General features: G+C 50.3%; 16 protein-coding genes. 6 read left to right on the forward strand and 10 right to left on the reverse strand.

Annotated elements, in window-relative coordinates; genetic code table 11:
- The first annotated feature begins 223 nt into the window (after positions 1-223).
- Positions 224-1,687, forward strand: coding sequence for an amino acid permease (locus tag H5985_RS06590; RefSeq protein ID WP_239481679.1), 1,464 nt, complete (start codon positions 224-226; stop codon positions 1,685-1,687).
- An 86-nt stretch (positions 1,688-1,773) separates the two neighbouring features.
- On the opposite strand, the gene lolA is transcribed toward H5985_RS06590, so the two are convergent.
- Together lolA and H5985_RS06600 are read right to left on the reverse strand one after the other, a co-directional pair.
- On the reverse strand, positions 1,774-2,409 hold the full coding sequence (gene lolA / locus H5985_RS06595; RefSeq protein WP_205050518.1) for an outer membrane lipoprotein periplasmic chaperone LolA: 636 nt from the start codon (positions 2,407-2,409) through the stop codon (positions 1,774-1,776).
- Positions 2,409-4,826 (reverse strand): DNA translocase FtsK, encoded by a 2,418-nt coding sequence (locus H5985_RS06600; protein WP_205050519.1) that lies wholly within the window; start codon positions 4,824-4,826, stop codon positions 2,409-2,411. Before H5985_RS06600 ends, lolA begins: the two co-directional genes overlap by 1 nt.
- A 152-nt stretch (positions 4,827-4,978) precedes the next feature.
- On the opposite strand from H5985_RS06600, the gene trxB reads away from it, so the two are divergent.
- The 3 genes from trxB to H5985_RS06615 are packed head-to-tail and all read left to right on the forward strand — an operon-like array spanning position 4,979 to position 7,300.
- Positions 4,979-5,938: a thioredoxin-disulfide reductase gene (trxB, locus tag H5985_RS06605; protein WP_205050520.1), complete on the forward strand. Its 960-nt coding sequence runs from the start codon at positions 4,979-4,981 to the stop codon at positions 5,936-5,938.
- A 3-nt stretch (positions 5,939-5,941) separates the two neighbouring features.
- On the forward strand, positions 5,942-6,646 hold the full coding sequence (locus H5985_RS06610) for a Smr/MutS family protein (protein WP_239481681.1): 705 nt from the start codon (positions 5,942-5,944) through the stop codon (positions 6,644-6,646).
- Positions 6,647-6,655: 9 nt separating this feature from the next.
- A complete protein-coding gene (locus tag H5985_RS06615) occupies positions 6,656-7,300 on the forward strand; it encodes a nitroreductase family protein (protein WP_205050521.1) in 645 nt (214 codons plus the stop codon).
- 59 nt (positions 7,301-7,359) lie between these two features.
- Here H5985_RS06615 and H5985_RS06620 read toward each other — a convergent pair whose 3' ends face one another.
- Genes H5985_RS06620 through uvrB form a run of 4 tightly spaced genes read right to left on the reverse strand, consistent with a single transcriptional unit; the run spans position 7,360 to position 11,315 of the window.
- The gene (locus H5985_RS06620; protein ID WP_205050522.1) at positions 7,360-7,992 is read right to left on the reverse strand and encodes a carbonic anhydrase; all 633 of its coding nucleotides are present in this window, start codon (positions 7,990-7,992) and stop codon (positions 7,360-7,362) included.
- Between the two features lie 6 nt (positions 7,993-7,998).
- Complete coding sequence (locus tag H5985_RS06625; RefSeq protein WP_205050523.1) at positions 7,999-8,526, reverse strand: pyridoxamine 5'-phosphate oxidase family protein; 528 nt, start codon at positions 8,524-8,526, stop codon at positions 7,999-8,001.
- Positions 8,527-8,565: 39 nt separating this feature from the next.
- Positions 8,566-9,267, reverse strand: coding sequence for a CatB-related O-acetyltransferase (locus tag H5985_RS09560; protein ID WP_205050555.1), 702 nt, complete (start codon positions 9,265-9,267; stop codon positions 8,566-8,568).
- 17 nt (positions 9,268-9,284) lie between these two features.
- Positions 9,285-11,315 carry an excinuclease ABC subunit UvrB gene (gene uvrB / locus H5985_RS06635; RefSeq protein ID WP_205050524.1) on the reverse strand — a complete coding sequence of 677 codons (2,031 nt, stop codon included), beginning with the start codon at positions 11,313-11,315 and terminating at the stop codon, positions 9,285-9,287.
- 105 nt (positions 11,316-11,420) lie between these two features.
- On the opposite strand from uvrB, the gene yjgA reads away from it, so the two are divergent.
- Together yjgA and H5985_RS06645 are read left to right on the forward strand one after the other, a co-directional pair.
- Positions 11,421-11,984: a ribosome biogenesis factor YjgA gene (gene yjgA, locus H5985_RS06640; protein WP_205050525.1), complete on the forward strand. Its 564-nt coding sequence runs from the start codon at positions 11,421-11,423 to the stop codon at positions 11,982-11,984.
- A gap of 8 nt (positions 11,985-11,992) precedes the next feature.
- The gene (locus H5985_RS06645) at positions 11,993-12,919 is read left to right on the forward strand and encodes a 2-hydroxyacid dehydrogenase (protein ID WP_205050526.1); all 927 of its coding nucleotides are present in this window, start codon (positions 11,993-11,995) and stop codon (positions 12,917-12,919) included.
- A 39-nt stretch (positions 12,920-12,958) separates the two neighbouring features.
- Here H5985_RS06645 and H5985_RS06650 read toward each other — a convergent pair whose 3' ends face one another.
- The 4 genes from H5985_RS06650 to H5985_RS06665 are packed head-to-tail and all read right to left on the reverse strand — an operon-like array spanning position 12,959 to position 17,530.
- Entirely contained in the window at positions 12,959-13,618 is a 660-nt protein-coding gene (locus H5985_RS06650) for a TetR/AcrR family transcriptional regulator (protein WP_205050527.1), read from the reverse strand.
- Positions 13,615-14,712, reverse strand: coding sequence for an ABC transporter permease (locus tag H5985_RS06655; RefSeq protein WP_205050528.1), 1,098 nt, complete (start codon positions 14,710-14,712; stop codon positions 13,615-13,617). Before H5985_RS06655 ends, H5985_RS06650 begins: the two co-directional genes overlap by 4 nt.
- Positions 14,709-15,803 (reverse strand): ABC transporter permease, encoded by a 1,095-nt coding sequence (locus H5985_RS06660; RefSeq protein WP_205050529.1) that lies wholly within the window; start codon positions 15,801-15,803, stop codon positions 14,709-14,711. Before H5985_RS06660 ends, H5985_RS06655 begins: the two co-directional genes overlap by 4 nt.
- Complete coding sequence (locus H5985_RS06665; RefSeq protein WP_205050530.1) at positions 15,800-17,530, reverse strand: ATP-binding cassette domain-containing protein; 1,731 nt, start codon at positions 17,528-17,530, stop codon at positions 15,800-15,802. Before H5985_RS06665 ends, H5985_RS06660 begins: the two co-directional genes overlap by 4 nt.
- Positions 17,531-17,535: the final 5 nt, after the last annotated feature.

A 17,535-nucleotide genomic window follows, 5' to 3' on the forward strand; every position in this document is an offset into this window, starting at 1 on the left:
TCCCTATTATCGCGGTGTCAAACAACCAAAAACTGTTAAATGTGTTGACCACCGTATCGGGGGAGACAACCTCCGAGAAAAACGCGAGATGAACGTTTGGACGACGGACATCTTTTTAAAACACGTTGTGATTGTCGGACTAGCTTCGAAGCGAGAAATTACTCGTCGAAGACAAGATCCTGAGTCCTTGGGTAAAAGCCTGTACCCTCGGCGCTAGAACGCAATGACAGCACTTTGGGGGAAAGGCATTATGAACTCCCAAAAGATTACGGCGAACAACGAGTCCCAATTTCAACGCTCGATGCAATTGCGCCACCTTATCATGTTGAGTCTCGGCGGCGTGATCGGCAGCGGACTCTTTTTTGGAACGGGTCATATCATCGCAAACGTCGGTGCTTTCGGCACGGTGCTTGCGTACTTGATCGGTGCATTCATGGTGTACCTGATCATGCTCAGTCTCGGAGAACTCTCCGTTGCGCATCCCGACCCGGGTTCTTTTCACTTATATGCGAGTAAGTACATTTCGCCTGCCTCGGGTTATGCCGTGGCCTGGCTGTACTGGCTCAACTGGACTGTTACGCTCGGCACGGCTTTCACTGCCGTGGGCTTTGCCATGCAATATTGGTTCCCGCAAGTGCCGGTGTGGTCCTGGTGCCTAATTTTCGGCTCAATCATTTTCTTATTGAATGTGATTGACACCCGCTTTTTTGCCGAGAGTGAATTTTTCCTCTCGATCATTAAAGTGGTGACGATTCAGGTTTTCATCGTTTTGGGTGCCTGTGCATTCTTTGACGTGATTCCCTTCGGAGAATCGGGCTCTCCCGGACTGACGCACCTTGTGGGTGAAGGCGGACTGCTGCCCAACGGCATCACTCCCCTGCTCTTTACCATGGTGACGGTTTGCTTTGCCTACTCCGGTACCGAATTGATCGGCGTCGCAGCAGGCGAAACCAACAACCCTGAAAAAGTCATTCCGATGGCTGTGCGTGCATCGCTTTTGCGCCTCGTGATCTTTTTCGTGGGTACGGTCTTGATTGTGGCCACTCTTCTACCTTCAGAAGCGGCTACTGTTTCCAAGAGCCCCTTTATCACGGTTTTCGAGCAAATGGGCATTCCCTATGCGGCCGATATTTTCAATTTTGTGATTATTACGGCGATTCTGTCGTCAGCTAACACGGGGCTTTATGCTTCCGGACGCATGGTGTGGTCTTTGGGTCATGACGGCATGATGCCGGCGGGCTTGGCTAAGCTCAATAAGCGCGGCGTTCCGGTCAACGCTCTGGCATTCAGTATGTTGGGCGGGTTCCTCGCTCTCGCTTCAAGCGTTATGGCAGCGGATACCGTCTTTGTGATCCTCACCTCAATCGTGGGCTTTTCCACCGTTGCCGTGTGGCTCAGTATCTGTGTTGCCCATTATCGATTCAGAAAGCAATTTGTGGCTTCCGGCCACAGCCTCTCTGAATTGAAATACGTAAGCCCCTTCTTTCCGTGGGTTCCGATTGTGGGCGGTGCCATGTGTGTGATCGTGATGGTCGGCATGGGCATTGATCCGGCTCAACGCATTGCGCTTTACTGCGGTGTGCCGTTCACGGTGCTTTGCTACGTGATTTATCACCTGACTCAAAAGGTGAAGAAAGGTACGCTTGATAAAACTCAAGGTCCGCGCTCCCGTGTGATCGCAGGTTAAGAGCCTTGTGCCTTTCCCTTACAAAAAACCTCGGCGAGTTTTCCTGCCGAGGTTTTTTTAATGGAGAAAAAGAAATTTGAGCAACCTTAAAATGCACTGTTATCTTTCAGGACGTCAACACCTTTCGGTACTTTGAATGTGAAGTCCGATGCTTTGAATTTCACATTGGTTTTGAAGTTTTCAAAATTCAAGCGTGTTTCCTGACCGAAGTTATCCCACAAACTCATCTTTTGAGGTATCCCGTTTTTAAAGCCGATTCTCACTTCAGAAAAAGCGTTGGAGTCATCCTTTGGTGTAGCTTTAAGCCACTGCAGTCCATCGTCAGAGGCAAGATTTTCGACCTGAAAATCCTGACGAAAGTCCTGAGCACCGAATAAAAGCGAGGCGGGCGAGGCAGGGATTGCACCCGACAAAGCCTTTTGGGTTACCTGCGCGAGCTCCGTATCGTAGAGCCAAAGCGTTTTCCCGTCCGTGACAATCAACTCTTCAAAAGGGGCGTTGTAGTGCCACTTGAATTTTCCGGGCCGTAAAAAAGCAAAATCTCCGCTTCCGGCCGCCTCTTTATTTTCTCCATCCCGGGTAAACACTTTCTGCTCAAAACTGCCCTGAGCACTAGTCACAGTTTTTAAAAAATGGCTCAGATCGTCGGTTGCTGCCGCCATGGATACTGAACCGTATCCTGCCAGTACAACACCGGCCATTGTTATCCAAAAGGTTTTCATTACAGATCCTCGTTGTTTCGAGCGTTAATCGTGCGTCTGCCGCTTGAGTCTGCAGGGCTCACAATGCCTTCGGCTTCCATATCTTCAACGATGTTGGCCGCTCTCGGGTAACCCACCCCTAAGCGTCTTTGCAGATAAGTCACCGAACACTTCTTGCTTTCAATCACAATTTGGACAGCCTTATCGAAAAGAGGATCTTTCTTTCCGCCGTTAGTCCCTCTCGGTTCATCTGAGTCTGCTGCCTCGTCTTCTTCGCTTACGAGCACATCATCAACGTAATTGGGTTTGGCCATCTGCCGCAGCGATTGTGTCACCCGTTCCAATTCTTCATCGGTGACAAATGCCCCCTGGATACGTTCGAGAACCTGAAGGCTCGGCATCTTAAAGAGGAAGTCACCGTTACCCAACAGGTTTTCCGCCCCTGTCTGATCCAAAATAATACGGCTGTCCGAACCGGTCGCCACTTGGAAGGCGGCTCGTGACGGAATGTTTGTACGCAAAAGACCGGAAATCACATCGGCGCTCGGGCGTTGTGTTGCCAAAATCAAATGAATCCCTGCCGCACGGGCTTTTTGGGCCAAACGAATAAGCGACTCTTCAACCCCCTTCTTATCAACCATCAACAAGTCAGCCAATTCGTCAACAACGACCACAATGTAGGGCAATTCCTGCAGTTCGATCTCTTCACCGGCATTTTTAGCCAGAGGATCCATCAAAGGTGTGCCGTTGGCGCGAGCCTCACGCACTTTCGCATTAAAGCTCTCAAGGTTTCTCACCTTGACGCTATGGGCTAACTTGTAGCGTCGCTCCATTTCCTTAACGCACCACTGCAGACCGTGTTTGGCCTCATTCATCTGATCCACGACCGGACAGAGCAGATGCGGAATATCCTCGTAATAAGCGAATTCCACTTTCTTCGGATCGATCAGAATCAATCGCAGACGGGAAGGTTCAAACTTGTAGAGCAATGACAAAATCATGCTGTTGACACCGACCGACTTACCCGAACCCGTTGTACCGGCAACCAACAAATGCGGCATTTTGGCCAAATCCACAACGAAAGGTTCTCCGGTAATACGCTTACCCAGACACAACGGCAACAAAGCCTTGGATTTTGCAAAATCCTGAGAGCCGAGCAACTCGGAGATACGAACAAGCTGTCTGCGGGGATTCGGAACTTCAATGCCCATGTAAGGCGTATTGGGCACGGTATCGAGCACGCGCACGGACTGAACCGAGAGCACACGCGCTAAATCGGATTCAAGACTTTTGACACTTGAACTCTTGACGCCTTCGGCCAATTCAATTTCGTAACGTGTAACCACCGGTCCGGGGTTGGCCGCTTTAACTTTGACCGATACGCCGTAACTGGCCAACTTGCTTTCTATCAAACCGCTCATGACCGCCAAAGAGGCCTTGTCAATGGAAGGCTCGGAATTTCCCGCCGGATCAAAAAGACGCAAAGACGGACGCACTGGCTGCGTAGTATCTTCAAAAAGCGTTTCTTGCTGTGCTTCAAAAGCCACTTCGGACTTTTTCACCTTGGCCTGCGGATTAATAACCGGACGGGAAGCAGCTGCTGCGACAGGTTCGGGCTTATTCTCAACCGGAGAGTCTGCGACAGGAGGCTCAACCGGTTCCTGCCTAAACTGCTGAACCAATTCTTCCTGAGCACTCTTTCCCTTTTGCTCATCAACCCGAGCCTCATGCCTGTCGGTAAAGAAGTGCCAAAGACGATCGATTCGGGTACCGATTTTCTCAGCAACCGTGAGCCACGAGAAATCAAAAAACACTGCCGCACCGATCATGGCAAAAACAACCATAAGTAGCGTCAACCCCAAAGCCCCCACCAGAGGTACACAGGCGGTCATCACCGACTGACCCAAAACGCCGCCGGCTAATCCAGGAAGGGGTTCAGCAAGGTAATAAAGTCTCAGAGCTTCAAGCGAAGTACTGGCACAAAGCAGAATAATCAAGCCTAAAAGATGGCTGATTTTGCCGAAGGCGGGCTTTTTGTAGTTGGGGCTCATCGAGCGCCAGGCGCTCATCAAGGCAACCGGCACAAGCCAATAGGCCGACCATCCCAGGGCAAAAAGCGCAATATCCGAAATCCAGGCACCGAGAAGTCCGATCCAGTTTTTAGGCGTGGCGTTGGGCGCCGCATGGGAAAAAGACGGATCAGCCTGGTTATAGGACAGGAGCATCAACAGATACAAAACTGTGAAAACGAGCAGGCACACGCCTACGACCGAGCCCAATCTCACTTTCTTTTGACTGCCGGTTGTCGGGACCGGGTCGTTGACAACGGCGCTGACAGTCACCGCAGCTGCCGCGGCCTTTGTTCGGGAAGATTTTCGGGTTGCCGGTTGCAAAATGTTTTTCTTGGTTTTCTCTTTAATCAGTGCCGGTTTTTTCATCAAAGCATGCTTATTAAATCAACCCATTAATTGTACGGGCTTTAGCTCATGTTTGAACCAAACTTAAGCAAAGTTTTCAATTTTTCGCATCTTTTTCTTTGCTTGCTCGGATAGAATGGACTCGTTAACTGATCAATGGATGGAAATTTGAAATGACACAGACAACACAACACGAAAAACTCATCATCATCGGTTCGGGCCCCGCCGGATACACGGCCGCAATCTACGCTGCCCGCGCCAACCTCAATCCCCTGTTAATCACCGGGATGGAGCAAGGCGGTCAATTGATGACAACCTCAGAAATTGAAAACTGGCCTGCTGACGTCAATGGTGCCCAAGGCCCGGATCTCATGCAACGCTTCATGGATCATGCCGAGCGTTTCGGCACCCGCATTGAATTTGACGTCATCACCGCTGCACACCTGAAGGAAAAACCGATTCGTCTTGAAGCCGATTCCGGTAAAACCTTCACGTGCGATGCACTCATCATTGCCACGGGAGCCAGCGCCAAGTACCTGGGACTGGAATCCGAAACCCGTTACAAAGGGCGCGGAGTCTCGGCTTGTGCCACCTGCGACGGCTTTTTCTATCGTAAAAAAACGGTTGCTGTAGTGGGTGGAGGAAACGCCGCATTGGAAGAGGCGCTTTACCTATCCAATATCGCCAGCGTCGTGCATCTCGTTCACCGCCGTGACAGCTTCAAGGCAGAACCCATTATGGTGACAAAACTCATGCACGCTGTCGAAGAAGGCAAAATCGTGCTGCATCTCTTTAAAGAAGTAAAAGAAGTTTTGGGCGACGATAAAGGTGTCACTGGTGTACTGTTAAAGAGCACTCAGGGCAAAAGTGACGAAACGATTACTATCGACGGCCTTTTTGTCGCGATCGGTCACTCGCCCAATACCGCCATTTTTGCCGATGAACTGCAGTTAAATAACGGCTACATCGTCACGGCAGGAACGGGTTCTCACGCCGCTACGGCCACCAATGTCGAAGGCGTATTTGCCGCAGGCGACTGTCAAGACCAGATTTATCGCCAGGCCGTTACCAGTGCTGCCACCGGTTGTATGGCTGCGCTTGACGCACAGCGCTATTTGGAAAATCTGGAGTAGATCATGCGTGCCAAAGGTTTTGATGCGTTAAAGGGAATCAAAACACGATTGGCTGAGGAGTCTGCCATTCGTGAAAAGGAAGAAGCGGCAAGACTTGAACGGCAGGAAAAGGCTGAAGACGATCGGGCCCTGTTTGCAGCCGAAATGAAGCGAATCGGTGTGACACCTGTAGCGCGTGACCCGGCTGAAAAAGATCTTTTCGAAAAGGAGATGAAGCGGCTGGGTGTGGTCAAACTCAATAAACAGTCCGAGAAGATTGTGCCATCGGTTAAACCTGCCCGCCCCATCATACAACGCACCCCTGAAAAACTTCATGCCGAGGTCGGCCTTTCAGACAGTTTCGATGGGGCCAGTGCCGACGATTGGGGAGACCGTGAATACATCTCCGTGGGCTGCGGGGTTGACCTTGCTCAAAAGCTCTCCAGAGGACTTTGGCCGGTCGGTGCACACCTCGATTTGCACGGTTACCGTACGGAAGAGGCCAGACGAGCGCTCGTGGATTTTATTCTTCAGGCACGCGAGGCACATATCCGCTGCGTGAGAATCGTAACCGGTAAAGGCATCAACAGCGGTGAAGAAGGCCCGGTGTTAAAAGGGTTGGTCAGACGTTGGCTGCGTCAGATGCGTGAAGTTCAGGCCTTTGTTCAGGCGCCGACCGCTGAAGGTGGTTCAGGTGCCTTGAGGGTATTGCTCGCCAAAAAATTCTAGGAGAAAAGCATGGACATTCTTGAGCTTATGCGTACCCGCTACACAACCAAACACTACGATCCGATGCGCCGTGTAAGCGACGCAGACATGGACACGCTTTTGGAAGTTTTGAGGCTGTCCCCATCGTCCACAAATATTCAACCGTGGAAGTTCTACGTCATCGATACGCCCGAGATGCGAGACAGAATCATGCCCGCGGTAAAGGACTTCAATCTCGAACGGATGAAGGCGCCGCAATACATCATTTTCGTTGTACCGAAACACTTAACAAAAGATTATTTTGAAGAGCTCTACACTCAGGAGGAGGCCGACGGACGATACACAAGTTGGAAGGGACCGGAGCGACCGGACACTATTCGTCTGACCTACTCCACAAAATTTGATAATGACCCTGAAGGACTTTTGCGCTACACAAGCAATCAAGCCTATCTCGCTTTGGGTTGTCTGACCGTTGCGGCCGCCGCCATCGGTGTGGATTCAACAATTTTGGGTGGGCTCGACTTTGATAAGCTCGATGAGATTCTCGGGCTCGATAAGAAAGATGAGAGAAGCGTTGTTGCCATCGCGCTGGGTTATCGGGCCGATAATGACTCCAACGCCAAGCGGCCCAAGTCGCGTTTACCGAAAACACGCGTGGTTGAATATTTGCGTTGATTGCGCTCAAGTAACAGAGGACAAAAGCCGAAATTTCGTTAAAAAATTTCGGCTTCTTCTTAACGAGTCGCCAATTCAAAATCTTCTATTTCGCTATTCCAAACGTTAAGCGTACCTTCGCGCATATCGTAGTAAAGAGCGTGCAAAGATAAGCTCTGAGCTTGAACCGCCTCTTCAATCCACGGATAAGAAAGTAAATTTTCTATAGACAGAAGGACCGCAGCTTCTTCACTCAAACGCATTCGCTGAGTCAAATCTTCCTGCGAATTCTCTTCATTGATTCGCTCCACGGCCGGACAGGCTAGCGATATCCATTTGCTCGTAAACCGCTCTTTTCTGACCGCTTGAGGATTAAAAAGTCCGGCAATCCCTCCGCAATTGGAGTGGCCCATCACCACAATATGATCCACATCGAGATGCTTGACGCCGTACTCCACCGCGGCCATCACCGCATCGTACTCACCGGCTTTCTCTGGCGGCGGGACGATGGCAGCGACACTGCGCACCACAAAAAGATCGCCCGGTTTGCATCCGAGCACAATAGCAGGATCCGTTCTGGAGTCACAGCAGGCGATCACTAAGGTTTTCGGGCTTTGTGAGTGGGCCAACGACTCAAAGAATTCTTTTTCCTTGAGAAAATAGTTGGCCCGAAAATGGTGAAAGCCTCCCACCAAATCATGGAAATTCTGCATGTTGCGCTATCTTCTGAAAGCCATTTCCTGACGGGTCTTGGCGGACAATTCATGTACGCGAAGCGCCCAAAAAGCCATCTTGTCGAGCACCTCCTCGGGATAGGTCCAGGAGAACTCTCCGTTATCACCCATGTAGTGATGCATGATGGCGTCCATCGCTTTGACCCGATCCTCTCCGCTTAAGCGTTCAATGACTCCGCGGCCTACGACAGAGAAGTAGTTTTGACCGGAACGGCAGGCCGGATTATCTTCAATGATAGTTGCGGCGGGCTCAGCGACACAGAAGCTGACATGCGGATTTTTTCCGTAAAGCTCAACCTTGTGACCTTCGGCCGCACCGTGAAAATAGAAAATCAGGCCGTCATCGTTAACCTCATAGCCATAACTCAGAGGTACGATATACGGGAAAGGCTCATCGTGAATGGCCAGTGTGATCATCTTACAACGATGCAAAAAAGCCTTAATGATGGTGGGATCGTCCACAGCACGATCCTGACGGCGCATTTCGGTATGAATGGTTGTCGTAATACTCATTTTTAACCTTTAAGAATTTGAGCTCAAAAATATGTTTTACTATTTTAGTTCTTTCGAAGCACAGTTCTGCAACGAGTCGGCGCACGTTTGAACTTTTTGCTTCAAAAGTTTCTTTGCCGATACGACATCCGACAGGGTCAATGCGGGTAAAAATGCCGTAATCTCTTCGATAGGCCAATCCCACCAGCGCGCACGCTCGAGCAAATCAATCAGTTCGTCATCAAAGCGTTTTTTAACGACTCGGGCCGGATTGCCGACCGCTACACTGTAGGCCGGTACATCTTTGGCAACGACAGCATAGGCTCCGATAATCGCTCCGTCTCCGATTCTGACACCGGGCAGAATTTTTGCTTCGCGTCCGATCCAAACGTCGTTACCGACGACAATGTCTCCTTTGGTGGGAAGCTCACTCACGTGCGGCGTTGTTTTTTCCCGCCAAAGACCACCCATGACATTAAACGGATAAGTACTCAGACTGTTGAGACGGTGGTTAGCCGCACCCATCATGAACTGCACTCCTTGAGCAATGGCGCAAAATTTTCCGATGATGAGCTTTTCCGGGAAAAACTCCGGATAGTTAAAAAGAACACAGCGTTTTTCAAACGCAGTCGGATCTTCTGCATCGTCATAATAGGTGTAATCACCGACTTCGATATTGGGCGCTTTGACAACATTTTTAAGAAAAACGGTCGTTCCGTACTCATTGGCAAAAACTCGGTTGCAATCGGGAATGTCTGCCATCATCTCTTTCTCCTGGTTTAAGTTTCGGTCGGAGCAGCTGCTCCAAGCACCCGGCTTTTGAGCTCGGCCAACTTATCGCGCACGGCCGCCGCTTTTTCAAAGTCAAGATTTTTCGCGTACTCAAACATCTGTTTTTCAAGTTTTTTAATTTGAGCCGAGAGTTCTTTTTCGGTCATCGAGCCCACATTCTCAGCAATATCCTCACGACTCGGGGCATCAGGACGATAAACGCCGTCGATAATATCGCGCACTTCTTTTTTCACGCTCTTTGGCGTAATGCCGTGCGCTTCGTTGTAGGCCTTTTGCTTGGCACGGCGTCTTTCGGTTTCGCCTATTGCACGCTTCATGGAATCCGTCATTTTGTCCGCGTACAAAATAGCGGTACCGGAGACATTTCGTGCGGCGCGCCCAATTGTCTGTATGAGCGAGCGCTCGCTTCGGAGAAAACCTTCTTTATCGGCATCCAAAATCGCCACCAACGACACTTCCGGGATATCCAAACCTTCGCGCAACAGGTTGATGCCCACCAATACATCAAAGACACCGGCCCGAAGGTCACGAATGATTTCGACGCGTTCAACCGTGTCAATATCCGAGTGAAGGTAACGGACTTTGACCCCGTTATCGCTTAAAAAGTCCGTCAGATCCTCTGCCATGCGTTTAGTCAGTGTGGTGACCAATACCCGTTCACCTTTTTTGACCCGCTCGTTAATTTCCGAGAGCACATCATCGACCTGAGTTGAGGCCGGGCGCACAATGACCTGCGGATCCACTAAGCCAGTGGGCCGCACAACCTGCTCGACCACTTGTGAGGAGTGCTCCAACTCGTAATCGGCAGGAGTCGCCGACACAAAAATACTTCTGCGCATTTTGTGCTCGAATTCATCAAAACGCAGCGGCCGGTTATCCAATGCAGAAGGCAAACGGAATCCGTAAAGCACCAATGTTTCTTTTCTGGAGCGGTCCCCCCGATACATACCGCCTAACTGGCCGATCATGACGTGTGATTCATCAAAAAACATCAGACAGTCAGAGGGTAAATAATCGATCAAACAAGGAGGCGCCACGCCGGGAGCAAGCCCCGTCAGATGCCGGGAGTAGTTTTCAATGCCCTTGCAAAAACCCACCTGATCGAGCATTTCAAGATCAAAAAGTGTACGCTGCTCAAGCCGCTGAGCCTCCACCAATTTCCCTTCATCTAAGAAAACCTTTTTTCGCTCCCGAAGTTCTTCTTTGATGGTGCCGATTGCCCGAACGATTTCATCGCGCGGGGTCACGTAGTGGCTTGCCGGATAAATGACAAAGCGGGTGACTTTCTGAACAATTTTTCCCGTCAGGGGATCAAATAACGCAATGGACTCGAGTTCATCATCAAAAAGCTCAAAACGCACGGCCATTTCGGCGTGTTCGGCCGGAAACACGTCGATTGTGTCGCCTCTGACGCGGAAAGTACCGCGAGCAAAATCCATTTCGCTGCGCTTGTATTGCATGCGCACTAGCTGCGAGATAAAGTCCGAGCGGCTCTTGAGATCACCCGTGCGCATAATGAGTCGCATCTGTGTGTAGCTCTCGGGTTTTCCGATACCGTAGATAGCTGAAACCGTCGCCACAATAATGGTGTCACGCCGCTCCAATATGCTCTTTGTGGCAGCCAATCGCATCTGTTCGATATGTTCATTGATAGCCGAATCTTTTTCAATAAAAAGGTCTCGGCTCGGGACATAAGCTTCCGGCTGATAGTAATCGTAGTAGGAGACAAAATATTCAACGGCGTTATTGGGAAAAAATTCCCGCATTTCGGAGTAAAGCTGCGCAGCCAGCGTTTTGTTCGGAGCCATGATCAGCGCGGGCACTCCTTGCCTGGCGATCACGTTGGCCATCGTAAAGGTCTTACCCGATCCCGTCACACCCAAAAGAGTTTGAAAAGCAAGGCCACTGTCTAACCCATCGTTGAGCTCTGCAATAGCCTGTGGTTGATCTCCCGAAGGCTCGTAGGGTGCATGCAACTCAAATGGGGAATGAGGGAATGTTTTGACGATATCACTCAAGGCAGTTCTCTTTGACTTCAATTTTCACTTAATTCATCAATGATAATGCTGAAAATAAAAAATACCCGTTAAAATCCGTTAATTATTCAATCGGAACACATGACCATGGCTCAATACCAAGACAATCTTGAAGACGATTTTGAAGACGACGGCTACGATCGTCCCAGCAAATCGCAGATCAAACGAGAACTTCAGGCGCTGCAGGATCTCGGAAAAGAAATGACTAAGCTCGGCGCTGAAACGCTCAATAAAATTCCGCTTCCTGCCGATGTGCGTGAAGCCATTGATGAATATGCCAAGATGAAGTCTTTCGGTGCCCAACGTCGTCAACTTCAACTGATCGGCAAACGCATGAACGGACTCGATCCGCAAAAAGTCCGCGCGGCCATCGATATTGCAACCGGAGAAAGTCGTGCGGCCGTGGCTGCGCACCACCGAGCCGAACGCCTGCGTGACAAATTAATTGCCGAAGATGCGGCACTTACCGATTTCATTAAAGACTTCCCGGGTGTTGATGTTCAATCGCTTCGTCAACTGATCCGATCAGCCCGAAAAGAAGCTCAGATGGGAAAGCCTCCCAAGAGTGCTCGAGAACTCTACCGTCTGATTCACCCGATGGTCAGCCCCGAAGTGACACTTGAAAAAGACTTGGACGAAGACAACGAGTAGGAACGACTATGCGAATCATCAGTTTCTTTAAAAAGCCTCTTCCCGAGAGCATTGTGACGGGACTGGCCGGTACGGCTCAGATTCAATACTGGGACGATTTAACCGACGAGGAACGCTCGGACTTAACCGATATTGAAATCCTCATCACCAATCCGCCTGTCAGGATGGATGCAAAACTCTTGACCAACTTCCCAAACCTCAAAATGATCGCCAGTTTGGGCGTAGGCTTTGACAAATTTGATTTGGAAGAGATGAAGCGGCGCGGTATCGTTCTCACCAACGCCCCGTCGGCCACGAGCGACGATGTCGCAGACTTTGCCTGGGCTCTTCTGACTGCCCTTTCCCGTCGTATTCCTCAGGCGTTCGTTCACGCCAAAAATACCCTTCGCACTTTTTCGGGCTTTCCCCTTTCCGTGCGTGTAAGCGGTAAAAAAATCGGTGTGGCCGGTCTCGGTCACATCGGCCGTGAAATCGCCCGTCGTGCCGAAGGCTTTAAGATGCAGGTTGGTTATACGAATTTAAGTCCTTGTGATGTGCCCTACCGGCGCTTTGATAACTTAAAAGAAATGGCCGCTTGGGCCGACTACCTTGTCTTGGCCATGCCCGGAGGGGCTGCGACCCACCACATTGCCGATAAGGAAGTGTTTAAGGCACTGGGCTGCGAAGGCTATCTGATCAATATCGGTCGCGGAGAACTCATCGATACCGAAGCGCTCATTGAGGCGCTCGACAAAAAGATCATTGCAGGCGCTGCCATCGATGTATTTGAAGGCGAACCGGCAATTAATGAACGACTGAGCGGATTTGATAATCTCATCATCACCCCTCACGTAGCCAGTTCAACCTTTGAAGCGCGAGAAAGTGCCGGCGCTCAAGCACTTGAAAATATTCAAGCTTTTCTGGCCACCGGCACCGCTCCTAACCGCGTCGTGTAATTAGTCTGCAGCCGCCTCAAAGGCGTAAGGCCAAAGGCTTTACGCCTTTTCTGTTTGAATCGCTTCGCGTTGTGCCTTCAATCCCAGCATAATCCGATCAATCAACAATTGCCGCATACTCTCCGGATCAGTTTTAAAGCCGGGAACAACAATGTTGCGGTACTCAGGCGTAACCAACCATAACAAAAGAACCGGCCCCATCGATGAGATAAAGGCTGCGCTCACCCGTGTATCCGAGCAATCGCTCAATCCCAGAAAATCAGCGAAAAACCGGTGAAGTGCCCTAATGCGAGGCATACCGAATTCACTGACCAATCGAAGCATGTTCTGTGAAGGATTGGTCGTGACCTCACGAGCCCAGACGCGCATAGGCCAGCTTTTCCGATCATCAATATGTTGTAAGTGATGCATGAAGAAGTAGCGCAAAGCTTCCTCCGTACTTTCATATTGCACCATTTCGATTTCCAATTCCTGACTGAAAATCGTCTCCGGAATGCGCAAAAGTACGGCCAGATACAATTCGTCTCGTCCACCGAACCAATAATTGACGCTTGCACAGTTGACCCCTGCTACATCACAGACATCTTTGGCGGTGACATTGGACCAACCGCGCTCAGCTGCCAGTTCCCCGGCCACTTCAATTAAAGATTCACGGGTTTTTTCTCCGTCGCCACGAATTTTTGCTGTTTTCTTTCTCATAGTCGTTTCTTAAAAAAATGATAAGCCGCCGGCAACGTCACCAGGGCCATGACAACAACCGGAATCATGGTGGGTAAAACGGTCCACACCGAGGCACCCGCCAAATAAATTTGTCTGACTGCCGATAAGGTAAATCGCAAAGGATCCGCATAGGTTAAAAACTGAATCCACTCGGGCATGTTTTCAACCGGCGCAAAAAGTCCCGACAATAAAACCATCGGCACCAAGAAGACAAAAACCACCAACAGTGCCTGCTGCATGGTTTGACTGTAGGCGGAAATCGCCAATCCCAAACCGACAACAGACAACGTGAAAAGAAAAAGGACCAGATACATCGAGACAATACTGCCCCCCATCGGTATCTCAAACCAAAAGAGGTCCACCAGGAAAATCAAGGTGCTTTGAAACAGTCCGATCAGAATCGGTGCAATGGATTTGGCCGCCACAAGTTCGCCCGTCGTATAGGGAGAGACCAAAAGTTGTTCAAAGGTGCCCTGCTCACGCTCTCGAGCCACCGACAGGGCTGAAAGCACCACCACCTGGAGCATAGAGAGCATCACGATGAGCCCGGGCATGATAAACCATTGAGTAATCAGGTTAGGATTGAACAAAAAACGAGTTCGCACGGTTTCGGGTATGCCGCTTACGGAAGCATTAACGCTCTGAGCAATTTGGGAGACATAGCCCGCTGCAAGCTGAGCAGTGGTGGAATTTCTCCCGTCAATCACCACCTGTACATCGGCGGTCTTACCGTCTTTGAGATGCTCGGCAAAAGACGGCTCGATCACGACCGTCAGGAGTGCCTCACCTTCATCCATAACCGGCGCAATCTGAGAAACACTCTGCAGTGTTGCCTCACGGTAAAAAATACGATTGTTATCCAAGGCACGCACAAAGGTAGCCGACGCTTCGCTGCCGGAGAGATCACACAAGGCGTAAGGGACGCGATCGAGGTTAAAGCTTGCAATGTAGCCGAAAAGCAAGATGTAAAGCAGCAGCGGTCCCACAAGGATCATGCGGCTGGTTTTCTCCTTGAGCGTTGCCAACAGTTCCTTTCTCACAAGCGCTTTAAATCGGATTGAACGTTTTGTCATTTTCGAATCCTCTTTTGGCAGAGCTTACGAGCAAGCAACATCAGTAAAACACCGAAAACCGTCAGGATCGTGAGGTTTTTCACCACCAACGCGGTCATCCCTCCGGTGAGAAAACCGACTTTTAACAGTTCCATAAAGTAAACGGGCGGAAGCACATATGCCACCACGTTGGCCCATTCAGGCGCGCTTCGCAAATCGAAAATAAAACCCGAGAGAATAAGGGCCGGCAAAAAACTCGCCAAGAGCGCAATCTGAGACGATAAAAACTGAGAGCGAGTCGCCGCAGAAATAATCAATCCGATACTAAGGCAAACCTCAAAATACAGAGCCGAAGACAACGCTATCAACCACAAGCCGCCCCGAATGGGAACCTCGTACCAAAATACCGCCGCCAACATACATAGGCTCCAGCCCAATAAACCGAGCACGAAGTAAGGAATAGTCTTTGATAAGAGCAGCGCCCAGGGCGAAATAGGAGTGGCTAAAAGAGCCTCCATGGTGCCGCGTTCCCACTCACGGGCTATCACCAGTCCCGTGAGCATGGTACCGATCATCGTGAGGATAATGACTAAGAGCCCCGGCACTAAATACCAACGGCTTTCAGCGGATTCGTTAAACCAAATACGAGGAATAACATTAATGCCGACAGAATCCCTTGCGGCCGATCCCGCACTTTGAATGGTGCCCAAGACGGCATTGGCTACCATCGTCGCTCTCGGAGAATCGATACCGTTGACTAAAAGCTGCGCCTGATTGTCAGACGATTGTTTTTCAAAAAAGAGCGCCGCTTCCACCTCAAAGTGCTCCAGGGCTTTCATGGCCTGAGTGCGATCGGAGTAAACGTTGACGATAAATGTCTTGTTGGCTGAAAGCGCCTGAGTGTAAAGAGTTGAAGCCTCCCCGGACTGACTGTTGACGACTGCCAGACGAATATCTTTGACATCAAATGAAAGTCCGTGCCCGAAAAGAATGATCAGAATAAGAGGCAGGACCACTCCCAAAAGAATGGCACTTTTATCACGTAGAATCTGACGTGTTTCTTTCAAACACAAGGCCTTCACATGACGGCTGAAGTCTCGCCAATTCATCATGATGCGCTCCTTGTGTCGCGTGAACTTTCCACTACACGGATAAAAGCTTCATCCATCGTGGGGCTTTCAGCGCGAACCTCTTGAGGTGTACCCATTATCAAGGGCAAGCCCGCATCCTGAATTAAAAGCCTGTCACAGTAAAGCGCCTCTTCCATAAAATGCGTGGTCACAATAATCGTGGTGCCGGACTGACTTAAAGCGGTCATCCATCGCCAGAATTGGCGCCTGGTGAGAACATCCGCGCCGCTTGTCGGTTCATCTAAAAAGAGAAGTCGCGGCCGATGCACGAGGGCCACGGCCATCGCTAAACGCTGCTTAAAGCCTCCTGATAAGGCTTTGGCCTGCGTATTCCGCCACTCATCAAGCTCAAACTCATGAAGCAAAAACTCAATGCGATCACGTTTTTGGACACCATCGAGTCCATAGGCACTGGCGAAAAAGTCCAGATTCTCATCAACACTCAGATCCCCGTAAAGGGCAAATTTCTGGGACATATAGCCCAAATGTTCACGAGCCTCTTCCCTTGCTTTAAGGACATCAACTCCCGCGACCTTGAGCTCTCCATCACTGACCGTTAAAAGGCCGCAAAGCATTTTGAAAGTCGTCGTTTTCCCGGCACCGTTGGGGCCCAACAAACCGAAAATTTCACCCGGGTAAACATCAAAAGAAGTACGATCCACCGCTGTAAAGGATCCGAAACGTCTTACAAGATTGCGCGCGTGCACAACAGCTTCGACTGAACTCTCCGCCGCCCTTTGCTCTTTTTTATCCCTAATGACCGAATACGGGTGCAATGTCTTTGAATGCAGGCGGTTGACCAAATATCCGTCCTCAAGCCCCGGCGGGACGGCTTTGAGGTGAAGCGAATGTTTTTTCTCGACTGTTTCGCAATCTACCCCTTTTTTAATGAGGACTCTCACGCCGTCGGCCCTGGGAACCGCATCCCAAATATTGTCCGTATCATCGAGAAGCTGCGCCTGAATATCCCGAACTTTAAGGCCAGTGCCGACCGATAAAGTGTAGGTCAGCCCCTCGGCCATCGAGGCGATATTTTGCGGACTGTCATGCAACACAACCCGGCCCTCTTCCAACACGACGACATCATCACAAAGTGAAGCCTCGTCCATATAAGTGGTGGCAACCACGACGGTCATGGCCCGAGTTTTGACATTTTCTTTGAGAATTGTCCAGAGTTCCCGACGCGAAAGCGGATCTACTCCGACACTCGGCTCATCTAAAAGAAGGATCTTCGGACGGTTCAACAGCGCACAGGCCAGGCCCAATTTCTGTTTCATACCACCCGATAGTTTTCCGGCAGGCCGTTCGGTAAAAGGCCTCAAGGCCGTCATGCGCAGCAATTCATCAAAACGGTCACGTCGTTCAGTTTCACTCAAACCGAACAGATCGGCATATAGCGAGAGGTTTTCACGGACACTCAGATCGGTATAAAGACCGAACTGTTGAGGCATGTAGCCGCAATGATTCTGAAGTTCGGCCAATTTATCGGAATAAAGCGGCTCACCCAACATGGTCACGGTTCCCTGTTGAGGCTTTAAAAGCCCTGCCATAACCCGCATCAATGTGGTTTTCCCAGCTCCGTCGGCTCCCACCAGTGCGATTAAACGTCCAGCAGGCAAATCGGCACTCACCGACCGCAATATAGGCTCGGAGAGTCCTTTTTCGTATCGGACTATGCCTTTGAGAGAAATGGCCGCATCACCCTGCATGAACG

The organism is Parasutterella secunda (genome assembly GCF_016901835.1).
GTDB lineage: Bacteria > Pseudomonadota > Gammaproteobacteria > Burkholderiales > Burkholderiaceae_F > Aphodousia > Aphodousia faecavium.

Bases quoted from the DNA above. Each gene is read 5' to 3' on its own strand.
- H5985_RS06590 (WP_239481679.1), top strand. From the start codon at position 224: ATGACAGCACTTTGGGGGAAAGGCATTATGAACTCCCAAAAGATTACG.
- lolA (WP_205050518.1), bottom strand. From the start codon at position 2,409: ATGAAAACCTTTTGGATAACAATGGCCGGTGTTGTACTGGCAGGATAC.
- H5985_RS06600 (WP_205050519.1), bottom strand. From the start codon at position 4,826: ATGAAAAAACCGGCACTGATTAAAGAGAAAACCAAGAAAAACATTTTG.
- trxB (WP_205050520.1), top strand. From the start codon at position 4,979: ATGACACAGACAACACAACACGAAAAACTCATCATCATCGGTTCGGGC.
- H5985_RS06610 (WP_239481681.1), top strand. From the start codon at position 5,942: ATGCGTGCCAAAGGTTTTGATGCGTTAAAGGGAATCAAAACACGATTG.
- H5985_RS06615 (WP_205050521.1), top strand. From the start codon at position 6,656: ATGGACATTCTTGAGCTTATGCGTACCCGCTACACAACCAAACACTAC.
- H5985_RS06620 (WP_205050522.1), bottom strand. From the start codon at position 7,992: ATGCAGAATTTCCATGATTTGGTGGGAGGCTTTCACCATTTTCGGGCC.
- H5985_RS06625 (WP_205050523.1), bottom strand. From the start codon at position 8,526: ATGAGTATTACGACAACCATTCATACCGAAATGCGCCGTCAGGATCGT.
- H5985_RS09560 (WP_205050555.1), bottom strand. From the start codon at position 9,267: ATGGCAGACATTCCCGATTGCAACCGAGTTTTTGCCAATGAGTACGGA.
- yjgA (WP_205050525.1), top strand. From the start codon at position 11,421: ATGGCTCAATACCAAGACAATCTTGAAGACGATTTTGAAGACGACGGC.
- H5985_RS06645 (WP_205050526.1), top strand. From the start codon at position 11,993: ATGCGAATCATCAGTTTCTTTAAAAAGCCTCTTCCCGAGAGCATTGTG.
- H5985_RS06650 (WP_205050527.1), bottom strand. From the start codon at position 13,618: ATGAGAAAGAAAACAGCAAAAATTCGTGGCGACGGAGAAAAAACCCGT.
- H5985_RS06655 (WP_205050528.1), bottom strand. From the start codon at position 14,712: ATGACAAAACGTTCAATCCGATTTAAAGCGCTTGTGAGAAAGGAACTG.
- H5985_RS06660 (WP_205050529.1), bottom strand. From the start codon at position 15,803: ATGATGAATTGGCGAGACTTCAGCCGTCATGTGAAGGCCTTGTGTTTG.
- H5985_RS06665 (WP_205050530.1), bottom strand. From the start codon at position 17,530: ATGCAGGGTGATGCGGCCATTTCTCTCAAAGGCATAGTCCGATACGAA.